General features: G+C 47.6%; 11 protein-coding genes. 1 reads left to right on the forward strand and 10 read right to left on the reverse strand.

Going from position 1 to position 14,517, the window contains the following annotated elements:
• Positions 1-44: 44 nt before the first annotated feature.
• The 7 genes from ACTNEN_RS08005 to efp all read right to left on the reverse strand — a co-directional run bounded on the left by ACTNEN_RS08005 (position 45) and on the right by efp (position 10,936).
• Positions 45-2,009 (reverse strand): fructose-1,6-bisphosphatase, encoded by a 1,965-nt coding sequence (locus tag ACTNEN_RS08005; protein ID WP_441205677.1) that lies wholly within the window; start codon positions 2,007-2,009, stop codon positions 45-47.
• A gap of 331 nt (positions 2,010-2,340) precedes the next feature.
• Complete coding sequence (gene ftsH / locus ACTNEN_RS08010) at positions 2,341-4,230, reverse strand: ATP-dependent zinc metalloprotease FtsH (RefSeq protein ID WP_441205729.1); 1,890 nt, start codon at positions 4,228-4,230, stop codon at positions 2,341-2,343.
• Positions 4,231-4,593: 363 nt separating this feature from the next.
• On the reverse strand, positions 4,594-4,917 hold the full coding sequence (locus ACTNEN_RS08015) for a metal-sensing transcriptional repressor (protein WP_441205678.1): 324 nt from the start codon (positions 4,915-4,917) through the stop codon (positions 4,594-4,596).
• Between the two features lie 14 nt (positions 4,918-4,931).
• The gene (locus ACTNEN_RS08020; protein WP_441205679.1) at positions 4,932-7,463 is read right to left on the reverse strand and encodes a heavy metal translocating P-type ATPase; all 2,532 of its coding nucleotides are present in this window, start codon (positions 7,461-7,463) and stop codon (positions 4,932-4,934) included.
• Positions 7,464-7,900: 437 nt separating this feature from the next.
• Complete coding sequence (gene yfcE, locus ACTNEN_RS08025; protein ID WP_441205680.1) at positions 7,901-8,458, reverse strand: phosphodiesterase; 558 nt, start codon at positions 8,456-8,458, stop codon at positions 7,901-7,903.
• Between the two features lie 14 nt (positions 8,459-8,472).
• On the reverse strand, positions 8,473-10,278 hold the full coding sequence (gene argS / locus ACTNEN_RS08030; protein WP_441205682.1) for an arginine--tRNA ligase: 1,806 nt from the start codon (positions 10,276-10,278) through the stop codon (positions 8,473-8,475).
• Positions 10,279-10,378: 100 nt separating this feature from the next.
• The gene (efp, locus tag ACTNEN_RS08035; RefSeq protein WP_441205684.1) at positions 10,379-10,936 is read right to left on the reverse strand and encodes an elongation factor P; all 558 of its coding nucleotides are present in this window, start codon (positions 10,934-10,936) and stop codon (positions 10,379-10,381) included.
• A gap of 186 nt (positions 10,937-11,122) precedes the next feature.
• Between efp and citC the strand changes: the two genes are divergently transcribed.
• On the forward strand, positions 11,123-12,187 hold the full coding sequence (gene citC / locus ACTNEN_RS08040) for a [citrate (pro-3S)-lyase] ligase (RefSeq protein ID WP_441205686.1): 1,065 nt from the start codon (positions 11,123-11,125) through the stop codon (positions 12,185-12,187).
• 35 nt (positions 12,188-12,222) lie between these two features.
• Here citC and ACTNEN_RS08045 read toward each other — a convergent pair whose 3' ends face one another.
• The 3 genes from ACTNEN_RS08045 to ACTNEN_RS08055 are packed head-to-tail and all read right to left on the reverse strand — an operon-like array spanning position 12,223 to position 14,433.
• Entirely contained in the window at positions 12,223-13,221 is a 999-nt protein-coding gene (locus ACTNEN_RS08045) for a triphosphoribosyl-dephospho-CoA synthase (RefSeq protein ID WP_441205687.1), read from the reverse strand.
• Positions 13,218-13,760 carry a citrate lyase holo-[acyl-carrier protein] synthase gene (citX, locus tag ACTNEN_RS08050; RefSeq protein ID WP_441205688.1) on the reverse strand — a complete coding sequence of 181 codons (543 nt, stop codon included), beginning with the start codon at positions 13,758-13,760 and terminating at the stop codon, positions 13,218-13,220. The genes ACTNEN_RS08045 and citX overlap by 4 nt, the downstream gene beginning before the upstream one ends.
• Before the next feature lie 16 nt (positions 13,761-13,776).
• Positions 13,777-14,433 (reverse strand): hypothetical protein, encoded by a 657-nt coding sequence (locus ACTNEN_RS08055; RefSeq protein WP_441205689.1) that lies wholly within the window; start codon positions 14,431-14,433, stop codon positions 13,777-13,779.
• Between the last annotated feature and the right edge of the window lie 84 nt (positions 14,434-14,517).

A 14,517-nucleotide genomic window follows, 5' to 3' on the forward strand; every position in this document is an offset into this window, starting at 1 on the left:
CAGCTTCTTTATTATAAACACATTTTTTACTATGGCAATGAGATTCAGTTGGATTTCCGAATGATGGTTTCTCCCTTTTCACGTATATCACCATTACGATATGCCTGCAAAAGCTCCAGCAGGTCGGAAATCTGCTGTTTTAATTCCCTTCCGGTGTCTGTTTCTCCCACCAGAACCCGGTGCTTCATCTGTTCCACAATCTGGATCTCCGGAGTATTTTCCTCTCCCTTATGGAAATCCTTATGCTCGGCAAGCGCCAGATGCCGGGAATTATAAATCAGGGTATATCCCGCAATGCCTGTCCTCGAGTGATATGCCTTGGAAATGCCTCCATCAATGACAAAGACCTTGCCATTGGCTCTGACCGGCTTCTCTCCTTTAATGGTTTTGACAGGAACGTGTCCATTTATAATGTGTCCGCTCTCAGGATCCACACCAAACTCTTCCATAATCTTATCCGCATACGCTTCATCCTTAGATAAGGAGTAGTATGGGTCAAATTTCTCTTTATGGGTTTCCGGATCCTCGATAAAGCTATGCTCAAAGGTCGTAATCTTATCTTTACCAAACAACGGAGACATCGGACCACAACACATATACCAGAACACATCCGTCGCGTATAGTTTTCCCTCCGGATCTACATTATCATTCAGGAAATACGCCTCAATCGCTTTTTCATAGAAGTAATCCATGAGCTTCTTGCCGCTCACCATACCACTTGAGGTTTTAAGCTCCCTGAAGTTTCCATCCTCATCCATCGGGATACATCCATGGAACAAAAGATTATTGTTAACAACCTTATACATCGATCCATGGGTAAAGAAAAAGCGGATATGCTTCTGCAGGAGCTGCGAATGTGTAAAGCTGTAAATCAGCGTATTCATGAGGCTCTGCTCCCGTTCCGTGAGTTCATACGGGTGCTTCGGATCAATCGACGGAAAATTCTTATCCTTGAGTTCATAGGTTTTTCCGTCAATAAGGACGGTTCCCTGCTCATAATTAACCTGATCCAGAAGGCAGCGTTTTTCCAGCGCATACTCCGGATGACGATGAATGAGCTTTCCCTCCTCCTTTAACTGGATAATGCTGATGGCCTTGCACATCTTTGCTGCAAGCTCGGGATTGACAGAATCTGAAACATTGTGATCAAAAATGTGCGGTTTAAAGCATTCACAGGGGTCATTTCCGTATACCTCCTCGGCGTACATGGACAGCGGACGCAGGTTAATGCCATACCCGTCCTCCAGCACATCAAAGGAATTATAAGAGGTGGCAATCCGGAGCACACTGGCGATGCAGGCAGGATTTCCACAAGCAGCTCCCATCCACTCGGCATCGTGATTTCCCCACTCGATATCTACATCATGGAAGTTCATCAGTTCCTCCATGATCCGGTCTGCATGCGGTCCTCTGTCAAACACATCGCCGATAATATGCAGCGAATCAATCGTCAGATTCTGAATCAGCTCGCAAAGTGCAATGATGAAATTGTCAGCCATATCGATGTCGATGATGGCATTGAGGATTTCATTATGATATACCCTTTTATTGACATCATTCCGGTCAAGATGCAAAAGCTCATCGATGGCATAGGCATAGTCCTTGGGCATCTTTTTACGCACCTTGGAGCGTGTATACTTGGATGAAACAACCCTGCAGATAGAAATCAGTCGATTCATCGTGATTTTCTGCCATTCGGGTGTATCCAGTTTTTTATGTTCCGGATCAGAGAGGATCTCCCTCGGATAGTAAATCAGATTGGCAAGCGCAAGCTGATCCCGCTCCGGCAGGAGGTTTCCAAAGGTTTCATCAATCTTGTCCCGTACGATACCCGATGAGCTCCTCATGAGATAGATAAATGCTTCTGACTCTCCATGCAGGTCCGAGAAAAAATATTCCGTACCCTTGGGAAGTCCGCAAATAGCTCTCAGGTTGATGATTTCAGCCCCTGCTGCCTCCGCAGTCGGAAACTGTCTGGAAAGAAGCTTGAGATAATCAAGATCCCGCATGATCACATGTCCTCCGCTCAAAATTGTTTATTTTAAACAAATTCTAATCTTTACAGGTTGCTGTCCTGTATACTTTTATTTCATTATATCGACTTCAGCCGGGCTTTTCTATATTCGTCAGAAAATTAACGTGCATATTGCGTAAAAGTACAATCTCGTCGGCTTCACTCAGGCTGATGGCATTATCGAAATTAGAAGCTTTGCGTAAAAGAAATTGATAAAAGAGAAATTGATAAAATGCCGGAATATAAAAAATCCCCTCCTTACTGTCTTTCCAGTAAAGAGGGGATATATCACAAATCCTGTGAGCTTTGATTTATTTTATGATTCATTACTGCTGTGTGTTTCCATCCGCAGCCGGAGCGGCATTGCCGGAAACCGCAGGATTCACGACGGAAGTATCAATATCCTTACGATTTAAAATATCCATAAATTCCTCTCCGGTAATGGTTTCCTTTTCATAAAGATACTTTGTAATCTCATGCAGCTTATTAATATGGTCCTTCAAAAGCTTATATGCCTTATCATGCTGCTGCTTTACCAGATCAACTGTCATCTGATCGATCTTTGTCTGCGTCTCAGGAGAGCAGGTAAGGCTTGCATCTCCTCCGAGATACTGATTCTGGATCTGCTCCATCGCCACCATGCCGATACCATCCGCCATACCATAGCGGGTAATCATGCCACGGGCAAGCTTGGTCGCCTGCTCTATATCATTGGATGCGCCGGTCGTGCAGGTACCGAAAATCAGTTCCTCTGCGCAGCGTCCGCCTGTCAGTGTAGCAATCTTATTTTCAAGCTCCTCTTTGGAGTAGAGATAATGGTTGCCATCATCCTCTACCTGCATGGTGTAACCCAAAGCGCCGGAGGTTCTCGGTATAATCGTGATCTTATGTACCGGTGCGGAATTTTTCTGCAGTGCCGCAACCAGCGCATGTCCTACCTCATGGTAGGAAACAATCAGTTTCTCCTTGTCCGTCATAACCTGATTTTTCTTCTGATATCCGGCAATGACTACTTCAATGGACTCCTCAAGATCAGACTGGATAACTCTTTCCCTTCCGGCACGTACGGCACGAAGTGCAGCCTCATTGATGATGTTGGCAAGCTCTGCGCCGGATGCTCCGGCTGCCGCCTTTGCAATCGCCTCAAGATTAACATTATCTGCCATCTTGATGTTTTTTGCATGCACCTTAAGGATATCTACACGTCCCTGAAAATCCGGAAGTTCCACTGGGACGCGACGGTCAAAACGGCCGGGTCTCAGAAGTGCCGGGTCCAGTGCATCAGGCTGGTTGGTCGCGGCAAGCACGATAATTGCCTTGGAGGAATCAAATCCATCCATTTCCGTCAAAAGCTGATTCAGTGTCTGCTCCCGCTCGTCATTACCTCCAAGACCGCCGGAGCCTCTCTTTTTACCAATCGCATCAATCTCATCGATAAAGATGATACACGGTGCTTTTTTCTTTGCCTGGTCAAACAGATCTCTCACCTTTGCCGCGCCCATGCCGACAAACATTTCTACAAATTCCGAACCGGAAATGGAGAAAAACGGCACACCAGCCTCTCCGGCGACTGCCTTGGCAAGAAGAGTCTTACCAGTTCCGGGAGGACCTACAAGTAATGCTCCTTTAGGGATATGTGCGCCAATTTTGGTATACTTATCCGGGACCTTCAGATAATCTACCATTTCTGTCAAAAGCTCCTTGGCCTCGTCCTCCCCGGCAACATCCTTAAAAGTTACAACATTGCCATCGATTTTTTCATATTCTCTCGCATTGGACTTGCCGAAACCGCCAAACATGCCGCCTCCGCCCATGGAGCCCATCGATGCCGCCATCCGTTTGGAGAGCCAGTTTCCAAGCATCCAGAAAATCAGGATCGGGAAAATCCAGCTAAGCAGGAAGCTTAAGAGAGGACTTGTCTCAACCGGAATCTGCTCATCAAAATTGACTCCCTGGCTGTAAAGCTTCTGCAGTACCTGCGCCTCTGTATACTCATTTTTAAGACGTCCTGTACTGCATGTTATATTGGTTCCGTTTACCGTTGCAATATACGTGATCGTATCATCACTAAGATTTACATTGGTGATTGCGTTGTTATTGACCGCATTCATAAACTCTGTATACGTTGTCTGCTTCACGCTCCGGTTGAGAAGCGATGGAAATACATAGGTATTAAGCAGGAGTATAATAATAAGAGCGATGAAATAATAAAACATCTGCGGTCTTCTGTTTTTAGGATGATACTGATTTCCACCCTTTCCCTGATTCTGTCCGTTATTATTGAACTGATTCTGGAACTGATTAAAGAAATCATTGAAATTATTATTTCCATTATCCGGTGAATTACCATTGGAAAAATTCTGATCAGCTAAACTGATTTCCGCTCCGGCGGTTCTCCGTTTATGGAAAATATGTAGGATATTTTTCATAAGCCTTTCCTTTCTTACCGACTCTTATATCCCTCTGGATATGCTATTATCATACGCAATGATTGTGTAGAAATCGTGAACAGTAAGAAACATTCTGCGGTTTTTTATGTCCATCTGATACATCCGCCAGTAGGATTATACATAATTCTGTTATTTCATGGTTTTTTTGAGAAGCTCACAAAGCTCATCAACCGCCTGCTCGTTACCGGCTTTGATATCATCAACAACACACGATTTAATATGTGCAGCCAGAAGCTCCTTATTAAAGGAATTAAGCGAGGCCTGCACGGCACTCACCTGAATCAGGATATCCGGGCAGTACCGGTTATCCTCAATCATCTTGCGAATACCGCAAATCTGCCCCTCAATCCGATTGAGACGATGTGTAAGCGACCTGATTTCTTCCGCACTTCTGGGCTTATGCTTATGCCTTCCTGTCTCATCCAGCTCTGTATTACAGCAGCATTCTGCCATTGCACATCCTCCTGTTACTTTACGATCGATACGAACTCGTAGTCTTTATCCTCAACAGCCTTACGGATTGCATCATCCTCAACCGGCTTGGAAAGCTCAAGCACAGCCGTTCCATTGTCATGAGAAACCACAGCGCTCTCCACACCATCCAGCTGCTCCAGCGCCTTCTTAACCGTTGCCTCGCAATGCTCGCACATCATACCCTTGATCTTTACTGTTTCTGTCATGTTCTTTGTCTCCTTTTTGTGTTTTCTTGTTATTTTTTTATCTTTAGATGCATTATGTACATCAAAAAGATTCAACCTGAGCGCATTCATACATACCGTAAAGCTGGAAAGACTCATTGCCGCCGCGCCAACCATCGGACTCATCTCAAAATTCCAGCCAAAGACCGCACTGTAAAATCCTGCAGCAAGCGGAATACAGATCACATTATAGAAAAATGCCCAGAACAGGTTCTCGTGAATGTCTCTGATCGTGGCCCTGCCCAGCCGGATTGCAGCGGCTACATCCGTAAGTCCGGATTTCATAATCACCACATCTGCAGCGTCAATTGCAACATCCGCACCAGCGCCAATAGCTACGCCAAGATCAGCTCTTGTAAGTGCAGGCGCGTCATTGATGCCGTCTCCCACCATGGCAACCTTGCCCTTTTTCTCAAGGTCACGGATCACGGCTTCCTTGCCGTCCGGCAGTACTCCCGCAATGACATGATCCACTCCTGCCTGGGAAGCAATTGCCTGTGCCGTCTTTTCGTTATCGCCGGTAATCATATATACCTCGATACCCATATTCTTAAGCTCTTTTACTGCCTCGGCAGAATCCACTTTGATCGTATCCGCAACTGCGATAACACCCGCAAGCTGATCACCTCTTGCAAAGAAAAGCGGTGTCTTCCCCTGCTGCGACAGTTTCTCCGAACGTTCGCGGATTTCCCCTGAGGCAGCAAACTTGCCTGTCATAAACGCACCGGATCCGCCATATAATGTGACCCCACCAAGCTTTGCCGTAAGACCGTTTCCCGGAAGTGCTGTAAAATCCGAAACTTCTTCCGCGGTAAGATGATGCTCCTCTGCATATGTCATAATGGCTTTTGCCAGCGGATGCTCGGATTTCTGCTCCAGGGCAATCGCCATCTTAATAAGCTTCTCCTCGGTAAACCCGGCTTCCGGAAGAATATCCGTAACCTTAGGCTGTCCGGAGGTAATCGTACCGGTCTTATCCAGAGCAACGATATCGATCCTTCCTGCCTGCTCCTGAGAAGCCGCTGTCTTATATAGAATTCCATTTCTCGCGCCGATGCCATTGCCCACCATGATTGCTACGGGCGTTGCAAGCCCCAGGGCACATGGACAGGAAATCACAAGTACCGCAACCGCTCTCGGAATCGCAAAGGCAAGTCCTTTCCCTGTAAGCATCCAGATGATGAAGGTAAGCACGGCGAGTCCGATTACTGCCGGTACAAAAATCGCGGAAACCTGATCTGCAATTCTTGCAATCGGTGCCTTGGTTGCAGCGGCATCACTTACCATATGGATAATCTGCGCAAGTGTAGTATCCTCGCCGACCCTCGTCGCCCTTGCCCGGATATAGCCCGACTGGTTGATGGTTGCCGCAGAAACCAGATCTCCGATGGTTTTATCAACCGGGACAGATTCTCCGGTCAATGCAGATTCATTAACCGCAGTAGAACCCTCCTCGATAATGCCGTCTACAGGAATGTTCTCGCCAGGTCTCACCACAAAAATATCTCCGGTGCGCACCTCGGCAATTGGAACTTCTACCTCCTGCCCGTCTCTGTACAGAACTGCAGTCTTCGGTGCAAGCTTCATCAGGCTCTTAAGAGCATCTGTGGTGCGTCCCTTGGAAATTGCTTCCAGCAGCTTACCGATGGTAATCAGGCAGGGAATCATCGCTGCTGTCTCAAAATAAAGGTTGTGATGCAGCTCATGAACCAATGCTGTATTACCGGTTCCCTGCGCATAGATCATGATATAAAGCTCGACCAGGGAGTAAACAAAAGATGCTGAGGATCCCAGTGCAACCAGTGCGTCCATATTGGGCGCAAGCTCAAACAGCGATCTGAAGCCTCCGGTAAAAAACTTTTTATTGATGTACATAACCAGGATCGCAAGCAGCATCTGCGTTACAGCACCAGCTACCGGATTTTCCAGAAATGCCGGCAGCGGAAATCCTGCCATATTATGTCCCATCGAGAGATACATGAGCAGTAGCAGCAGCACTGCCGACTGGATTAAGCGCTTCTTGAGCACGGGTGTCTCTCTATCCTTCAGTGCATCCTCCTCAGCGGAAATACTATTCACTTCCTCTTTTTTCTCTACCGAAGCTCCCTTAAGTGAAGCCCCATAGCCTGCATTTTCCACAGCGCGAATTACTGCGGACGGATCTGCTTCTCCATCGACAGCAAGCGTGTTGGTAAGCAGTGATACATTGGCTTCCTTCACTCCCGGGACCTTTCTGGCTGCCTTTTCCACTCTTGTCTGGCAGGCTGCACAGCTCATCCCTGTTACAATATATTGTTTCATAAAATCCTCCCTTGTATAAACCGATCCGCGGGAATCCTGCTATAACAGGGCCGTTTCGGATCTGCAGGAAATTATAGCAATGTCACCAGTCCTATTTTTAAAGGTTCCAGGGTTTGTTCTATCCATACCCCCACCCCCTATCTGATGGCAATTGAAACTATACCACCAGGGGGTATATGCGTCAATAGCTTTCATTCAAAAATCTTCCTCTATCTGGCTCTGTCCTGCCCTCCCCGGCTCTATCTGGCTCTCGATCCGGTCCGGAGAAGACCTGTTTCCTCCTATCCTTTTATCTAAAAAAGCCCTTACACCGGTAATTCCGGTGTAAAGGCTCCTTAAGTCTGTTTATTATTTGAATGTATTTGAATTATACTTAGCTCGTAATTCTACACTGTCTATTTATTTGAATATAAATCGCTCAAATATACAGTCGCTGCTCACAAAAGCGTGATTTCCTTAACTACATGCTCGTCAAAATCATAGACAGTGAAGGTATCCCCATCCAGTACAGCGTAGGTGTTAGGGTTTCCGCCCTTGGGAAGTGAGGTGGAGCCCGGGTTCAGATGATAAAAGCATATTCCGTCCCTCTCCAGCTTCTCCGCCTTTAAAAGATGCGTATGTCCATGCAGCAGTGCATCTCCATCCGAAATCGGCGGAAGCGCATCCTCATTAAAGAGGTGCCCGTGAGTTGCGTAGATGGTATGTCCATTGAGACTCAGAAGTGCATAGTCCGCCATCACCGGAAACTCCAGTACCATCTGGTCCACCTCTGCCTCGCAGTTGCCGCGGACCGCATAGATTTGATTTTTCAGCGGATTCAGCATGGCAATGACCTTTTTAGGGGCATAATCTCTGGGCAGATCGTTCCTGGGTCCATGATACAGGATGTCTCCCAGGAGTATCAGCCGGGATGCTCCGCTCTCTTTATACTTCTCCAGCATTTTTTCACACCAGTATGCTGAACCGTGGATATCGCTGGCAATAAAATATTTCATTTTTTCTCCTCTCATTACATCCGCTCCGGCGCATTAAATCCAAGTACATGGATGCAGCTCGTAAGGATCCTCCAGGTCAGCATCAGTACGGCAAGATAGCTCTGCTTTTTAGCCGTATCCTCCTCTGCCAGGATCTTGACATTATGGTAGAAGGAGTTAAAGCTGTTGGAAATCTCATAAATATACGTGCAGATCTTGTGCGGCGCAAGCTCGGTCCATGCATTGCAAAGCTCATCCTGGTAACGGGCAAGCAAAGTTTCCAGATCCCGTCCGCTTTTGTCCTCCATCGGCAGAATCCGGAAATCCCCTGCATGCTCTCTTACAAAGCTTTCTGTATCCGCATAGGAAAGTCCGGCAGCTTCCGCATATTTTCTAAGGATCGAACCGATACGTACGATGGTATATAAAATATACGGACCTGTATTTCCTTCAAAGGATGTGAATTTGTCAAGGTCAAAGACATAATCCTTGGTCGCCTGGTTGGAGAGATCTCCGTACTTCAGGGCAGCAAGTCCGATGATTTTTGCATTCGCCTCTGCCTCCGCACCGGACATGTCCTCGCCACGGGACTCCCTGATCCTCTCGAGCACCTTGTCATTTGTTTCCCTGATCAGGGTTTCCAGACGGAGCACTCCACCCTCACGCGTCTTAAATGGCTTTCCGTCTTTGCCGTTCATCGTACCGAAGCCGATAAAGGTAAGCCCTGTTTCAGGCTTCACAAAGCCGGCCTTGCGTGCTACACGGAAAAACTGGGTATAATGCAGGGACTGACGGCTGTCAGCGACATAAATATAGGCATCCGGATGATAGAGCTTTTCACGCTCAATAATGGTACCAAGATCACTGGTTGCATACAGCGATGCGCCATCCGACTTCCGGATCATGCACGGCGGCAGCTCCTTGGGATCCGACGGCTCGGTAATGTCAACAACCAGCGCTCCCTGTGATTCATACGCAAGACCTTTATCCTCAAGCTCCCGGATCAGTCCGGGAATGTATGGCTCCGCATCGGACTCACCTTTCCAGAGGTCAAAATGCACATCAAGGTTGTCATAGTTTTTCTTAAGATCGGCAACAGAAACCCGCATAATCTGCTCCCAAACCTTATGATAGACAGGATCTCCCTGCTGCAGCTTCCTCGTTGCCTCATGTGCACGCTCTGCGAATGCTGCATTCACAAGATTTCCATTATCATCCTTTTCCTTCGCCTTCTGCGAGGCATACGGATAGATTTCCTCAAGCTCTGAAATGGTGAAATCCTCTCCAAGCTTTCCACGGTCCTCAAGCTCTGCAATGATGAGACCCATCTGCAGACCCCAGTCTCCAAGGTGTACATCTCCGATCACCTTATTTCCCATCTTTGCAGCCATTCGCTTGATGGCTTCTCCGATTACAGCAGAACGAAGGTGTCCCACATGCAGAGGTTTAGCTACATTGGCTCCGCCATAATCCACAATAATGGTCTTTGGCGTTTTATTCTGCTCAAGTCCCATCGCCGGATCGTGATTCATATCATTTAAATACATCCCCAGAAGCTCTCCGGAGAGATTTAGATTGATAAATCCGGGCATGACTGCCTCCGCCCTGGAAAAAATCTGTACTTCCTCATACTTCATATCCACGAGATGCGATACCACTGCATTGGCAATATCCATCGGCTTCTGATGGTATTTCTTAGCACCTGCCATCGCTCCGTTGGACTGATACTCGCAGAGGTCCGGACGATTGGAAATGGAAACCCGCCCAAGCTCCCGGTCATAGCCGGCAAGCGCAAAACCGGTCTTAACCGCATCGCTTATGATATTCTGAATCGTATTCAAACTCATGCTCCTTTATCTACAAAACAGCGTTAATCCACCTGGTTAAAAAAAAGGTTCCCCGTCTGGGAAACCTTAAGCAAACGGATTGCTCCGTATTATATCAGCCTCTGGACTCGTAGGAACCGGTCTGTGTGGAAACGATAACCTTGTCTCCGGTGTTAATAAACAGCGGAACCTGAATCTCAGCACCTGTCTCAAGAGTTGCCGGCTTGGTTGCTCCTGTTGCAGTGTTGCCCTTAACACCCGGCTCTGTGTGAGTAACCTCAAGAGTAACCTTGAGCGGCGGCTCAACAGAAAATACCTTGCCCTGGTAAGAGTCTACACGGCAGGTCTCATTTTCCTTAACAAACTTCATAGCATCAGCAATCTGCTCATGTGAAAGTGCGATCTGCTCAAATGTCTCCGGATTCATGAAGTTGTACATCTCGCCATCATCATAGAGATACTGCATGTCAACACGGTCAATATGTGCAGGCGGGAATTTCTCTGTCGGACGGAAGGTTCTCTCTGTAACTCCTCCATTGATTACGTTCTTGAGCTTGGTTCTTACAAAAGCTGCACCCTTACCTGGCTTAACATGCTGGAACTCAATGACCTGTACAACCTGGCCATCGATTTCAAGTGTAACGCCGTTTCTGAAATCACTAGCTGATACCATAAAATCCTCCTGAAAAGCAAGTAAATACTTTGATATTTTTTTGCCTTGAAATACTAAATTCTATCACATAGCTCATAAAATACTGAGATATTTTAATATATAAACCATGTATTTGCAAGCATTTCTTCCGATTTCCTGTTATAATAGCTGACGTCTATCCTTAAGATCACAGGAAGGAAGGTTCTAATGTCAGAATATAATATTACATCCGTAGATAAATCCGATCGGTATATGAACCAGATGGTGGATGCCTTACTGGAAAAAGAAGGCATTCGCAGAGATAAAAATCTGGACTATACCGCCGCCATGATCGACGACGATTACAACGTCATCGCCACCGGAAGCTGCTTTGGAAACACGCTCCGCTGTCTCGCGGTTTCCAGCGATCATCAGGGAGAGGCTCTGATGAATGATATTGTTTCGCATCTGATCGAGTTCCAGTACTCTCGCGGTAATTACCATCTGTTTCTGTATACTAAGCTGAACTCTGCCAAGTTTTTTGCAAGCCTTGGTTTTACGGAGATCGCAAGGGTTGAGGACGCCAATACCGTATTTATGGAAAACAAGCGGACCGGCTTTCAGGACTATCTTGACAGTCTCCGAAAGGATCTGCCGGAAAACTATGACCCCACTGGAAAAAGGGTGGCAGCCCTGGTAATGAATGCCAATCCGTTTACACTGGGGCATCAGTACCTTGCGGAGACTGCCTCCCGGGATGCGGATATCCTGCATATCTTTATTGTTAGTGAGGATGCTTCGCTGGTACCATTCAAGATCCGTAAAAAGCTTGTCATGGAAGGCACTGCGCAGCTTAAAAATGTCATTTATCATGACAGCGGGTCCTATATCATAAGCTCCAGCACCTTCCCCGCGTATTTCCAGAAAGACAGTACTCAGGTCATTTCCGGTCAGGCACGTCTGGATCTCGCCGTTTTCCGTAAAATTGCGGCATCCCTCGGAATCAATGTCCGCTATGTCGGGGACGAACCGACCTCGGTCGTAACGAGCCTATATAATAAGATCATGGCGGAGGCTCTGCCGGAAAGCGGCATTCAGTGCTGTATTATCCCGCGGAAGGCCATCGATGGAAGAGCAATTTCCGCTTCTACCGTGCGGCAGGCCTTAAAGGATGGAAATTTTACGCTCGTTAAGACACTCGTACCGGAAAGCACCTACCGGTGGTTTACCTCTCCGGAAGCTGAACCTGTCCTTGATAAAATCCGGAAGGAATCCAACGTCATCCATTACTAAGGGAAATGTTTCCTCTGTACTTAGTACTTATGTACTTACACCATGCTCTCCACGAGCCGGTGCAGAAGGATCGTAACTGCCAGGATATCCGCAGCTCCGCCGGGACTTATATTCCGGCGGATACAATCCTGATTCATTTTTTCCAGTGCCTGAAATCCCTCCTCGGTAAAGGCACCTCCGAGCTGCAATACCGTGGCTGCTTCTTTCTTAAAGCTTTGCATCTCCATATAGGAACTTCTCGAAGCCACATTGGTATCATTTAAGACTGCCATGATCTCGAGAAGTACCTCCAGATGGATCAGATTTTCCAGCTTTTCCCGGTTCTGCTCTGAGTCTTGCTGTGTAAGCTCCCTGCGGACCGTTCCGAGCTTTCTAAGCTGCTCTACCGATGTATCATCCGCAGCAATGTGTATGGCTCTTTCCATTGCAGGCAGCGCTGTCTCCCGGATGATCGGAAATCCCAGCTCCGCCTGACCGCGGATCCCTTTCTCTCCATACTGGTGATACAGGATTTCTCCATGCGTACGTGGTGCGCGGGTCTGCATTTCCGCAAATTCCCTTTGCAGGATTCTGCGTGTCATCTTAGCGGACGTCTCCAGTATATGTGCTGCATCAAATCTCCCGGAGCTCCGATACTCCAAGCCGGCTGCCGCAGACACAATCCCCATCGTAAAGATCATGCCCTTGTGAGTGTTGACCCCATGCGTTGCTGTAAACATCGCGCGTTCCGCATTCATGCCAATCACCCGAATCATGAGAAAAATCCTTTCCGCCTCCGAGTACGTAAGTGCGGGATCATATCCCGGTACATCACGGCTCAGAACAGAAACGCCGTCAAAGCCCGCCAGAAACATCTCCACAATATATGGCGTAATTGCCTCTGTGCTGTCTATAAATGTTTCATACGTCATGTCCCTGTGGGATCCGTTATCCTGCCGATCCACAAGTCCCGGCTTAGGCGTGGTATACACCTCTCCTAGTAAGGCATTCCTCACATGCCATCCAAAGTCCTCGATCAGCTCCTGGCGCCTCATCCTGCGATACCCCGTGCAGCCTGTATGATCCGATGAATTTCCGTGGTCATTTCCTGCACCGTATGGCTCCGGTTTCTCGCGCAGATATGGGCTTCCTTACCACACATGAGGCACTTCCGCGGTGCCATGCCAAACTCCTCCCGGCTGACCTTGCAACCGTCCAGTCCGATAACGTCAATATCAAAAAGCCTGCCAAGCCGGTCAGCCTCTTCCAGCTCACACATCCTCTGTTTTACCTGAACGGCATCTGCCTCCACTGCCGCATAGAAAACCAGGCCTGTAATCTCCCGTTCGGTAACGCTTCTACTGACAGGAATCCCCGCTGTCTCAAGCTTCGCAAGGATCCGCCGGACTCCAGTTTCAAACGCCCACGTAAGAGCATCATCAACCTTATGTGGTCCCGGGACATTTAGCATAAAGCATACAACCGGATTTTTTGTTTCTGCAATCATACTGCGCTGTATCTCAACTCTCCGGTCTCTAGCTTCAAGCATCTCCGGAACTGTAACCTCGTGGCTGTAGTCTAACTGATCTGGCATATCTATCTCCCCTATTTCAAGTGTTACACTGAAGCCCCAATGCGTCCAGCACCCTGGCTTCAACCCTGCGGTACAGTTCCTGGCGATACTGCAAGGCTTGTTCTTTATCCATTATAAAATACGTTGGCATTTCTTCCGGCGGAATCAGATAGCCCGGAAAATCCACGCGCTCCGGGTCTCCTGCATGGATGCTATGTGCGACCTCCCGATGGAAAATTGCCTCCCGTTCCTCCCGACTGCATCCTTCCACTTCCCGGGACAATGAAGTGAGGTAGTCACGGAAGCCATTTTTCCGGTTTTCAAGGTAAATCATGTGCTCCGCCGCTTCCACAAGATGCAGTCCGGTATGACCAAAGACCCCCTCATTTTTTGGCTTTGTAAATCCGATCCAGTGGGTGCTCCCTTTCTCATACATTTTTTCATAAAGATGTCCCATAAGGTCCACCAGGAGTCCCTGTCCATGATACACCGGCGATACTGCGATACATTTAAGTATGATACCGCTGAATGATCCAGCCGCAGCAAGCTCCCCGTTGTCCTCATTTACAATAACCGCTGAATATGTAATTGCATCATCATAGTCAAGCCCGCAGCCTGCAAGAAATCCGCGCAGCCTCTCCAGTTCTCTTCCGGCAAAGGGACGACCCTCTGCAATATAAAAATGATCTTCCATAGCTTTGATTATAGCAATTATAGCATAAGAAACAAAAGAATTATGACAAAAACCGCGGTCCAATCTCACGACTGGCCGCGGTTT

Origin of the sequence: Oribacterium sp. HCP28S3_H8 (genome assembly GCF_052064775.1) — a bacterium.
Taxonomy (GTDB): domain Bacteria; phylum Bacillota; class Clostridia; order Lachnospirales; family Lachnospiraceae; genus Oribacterium.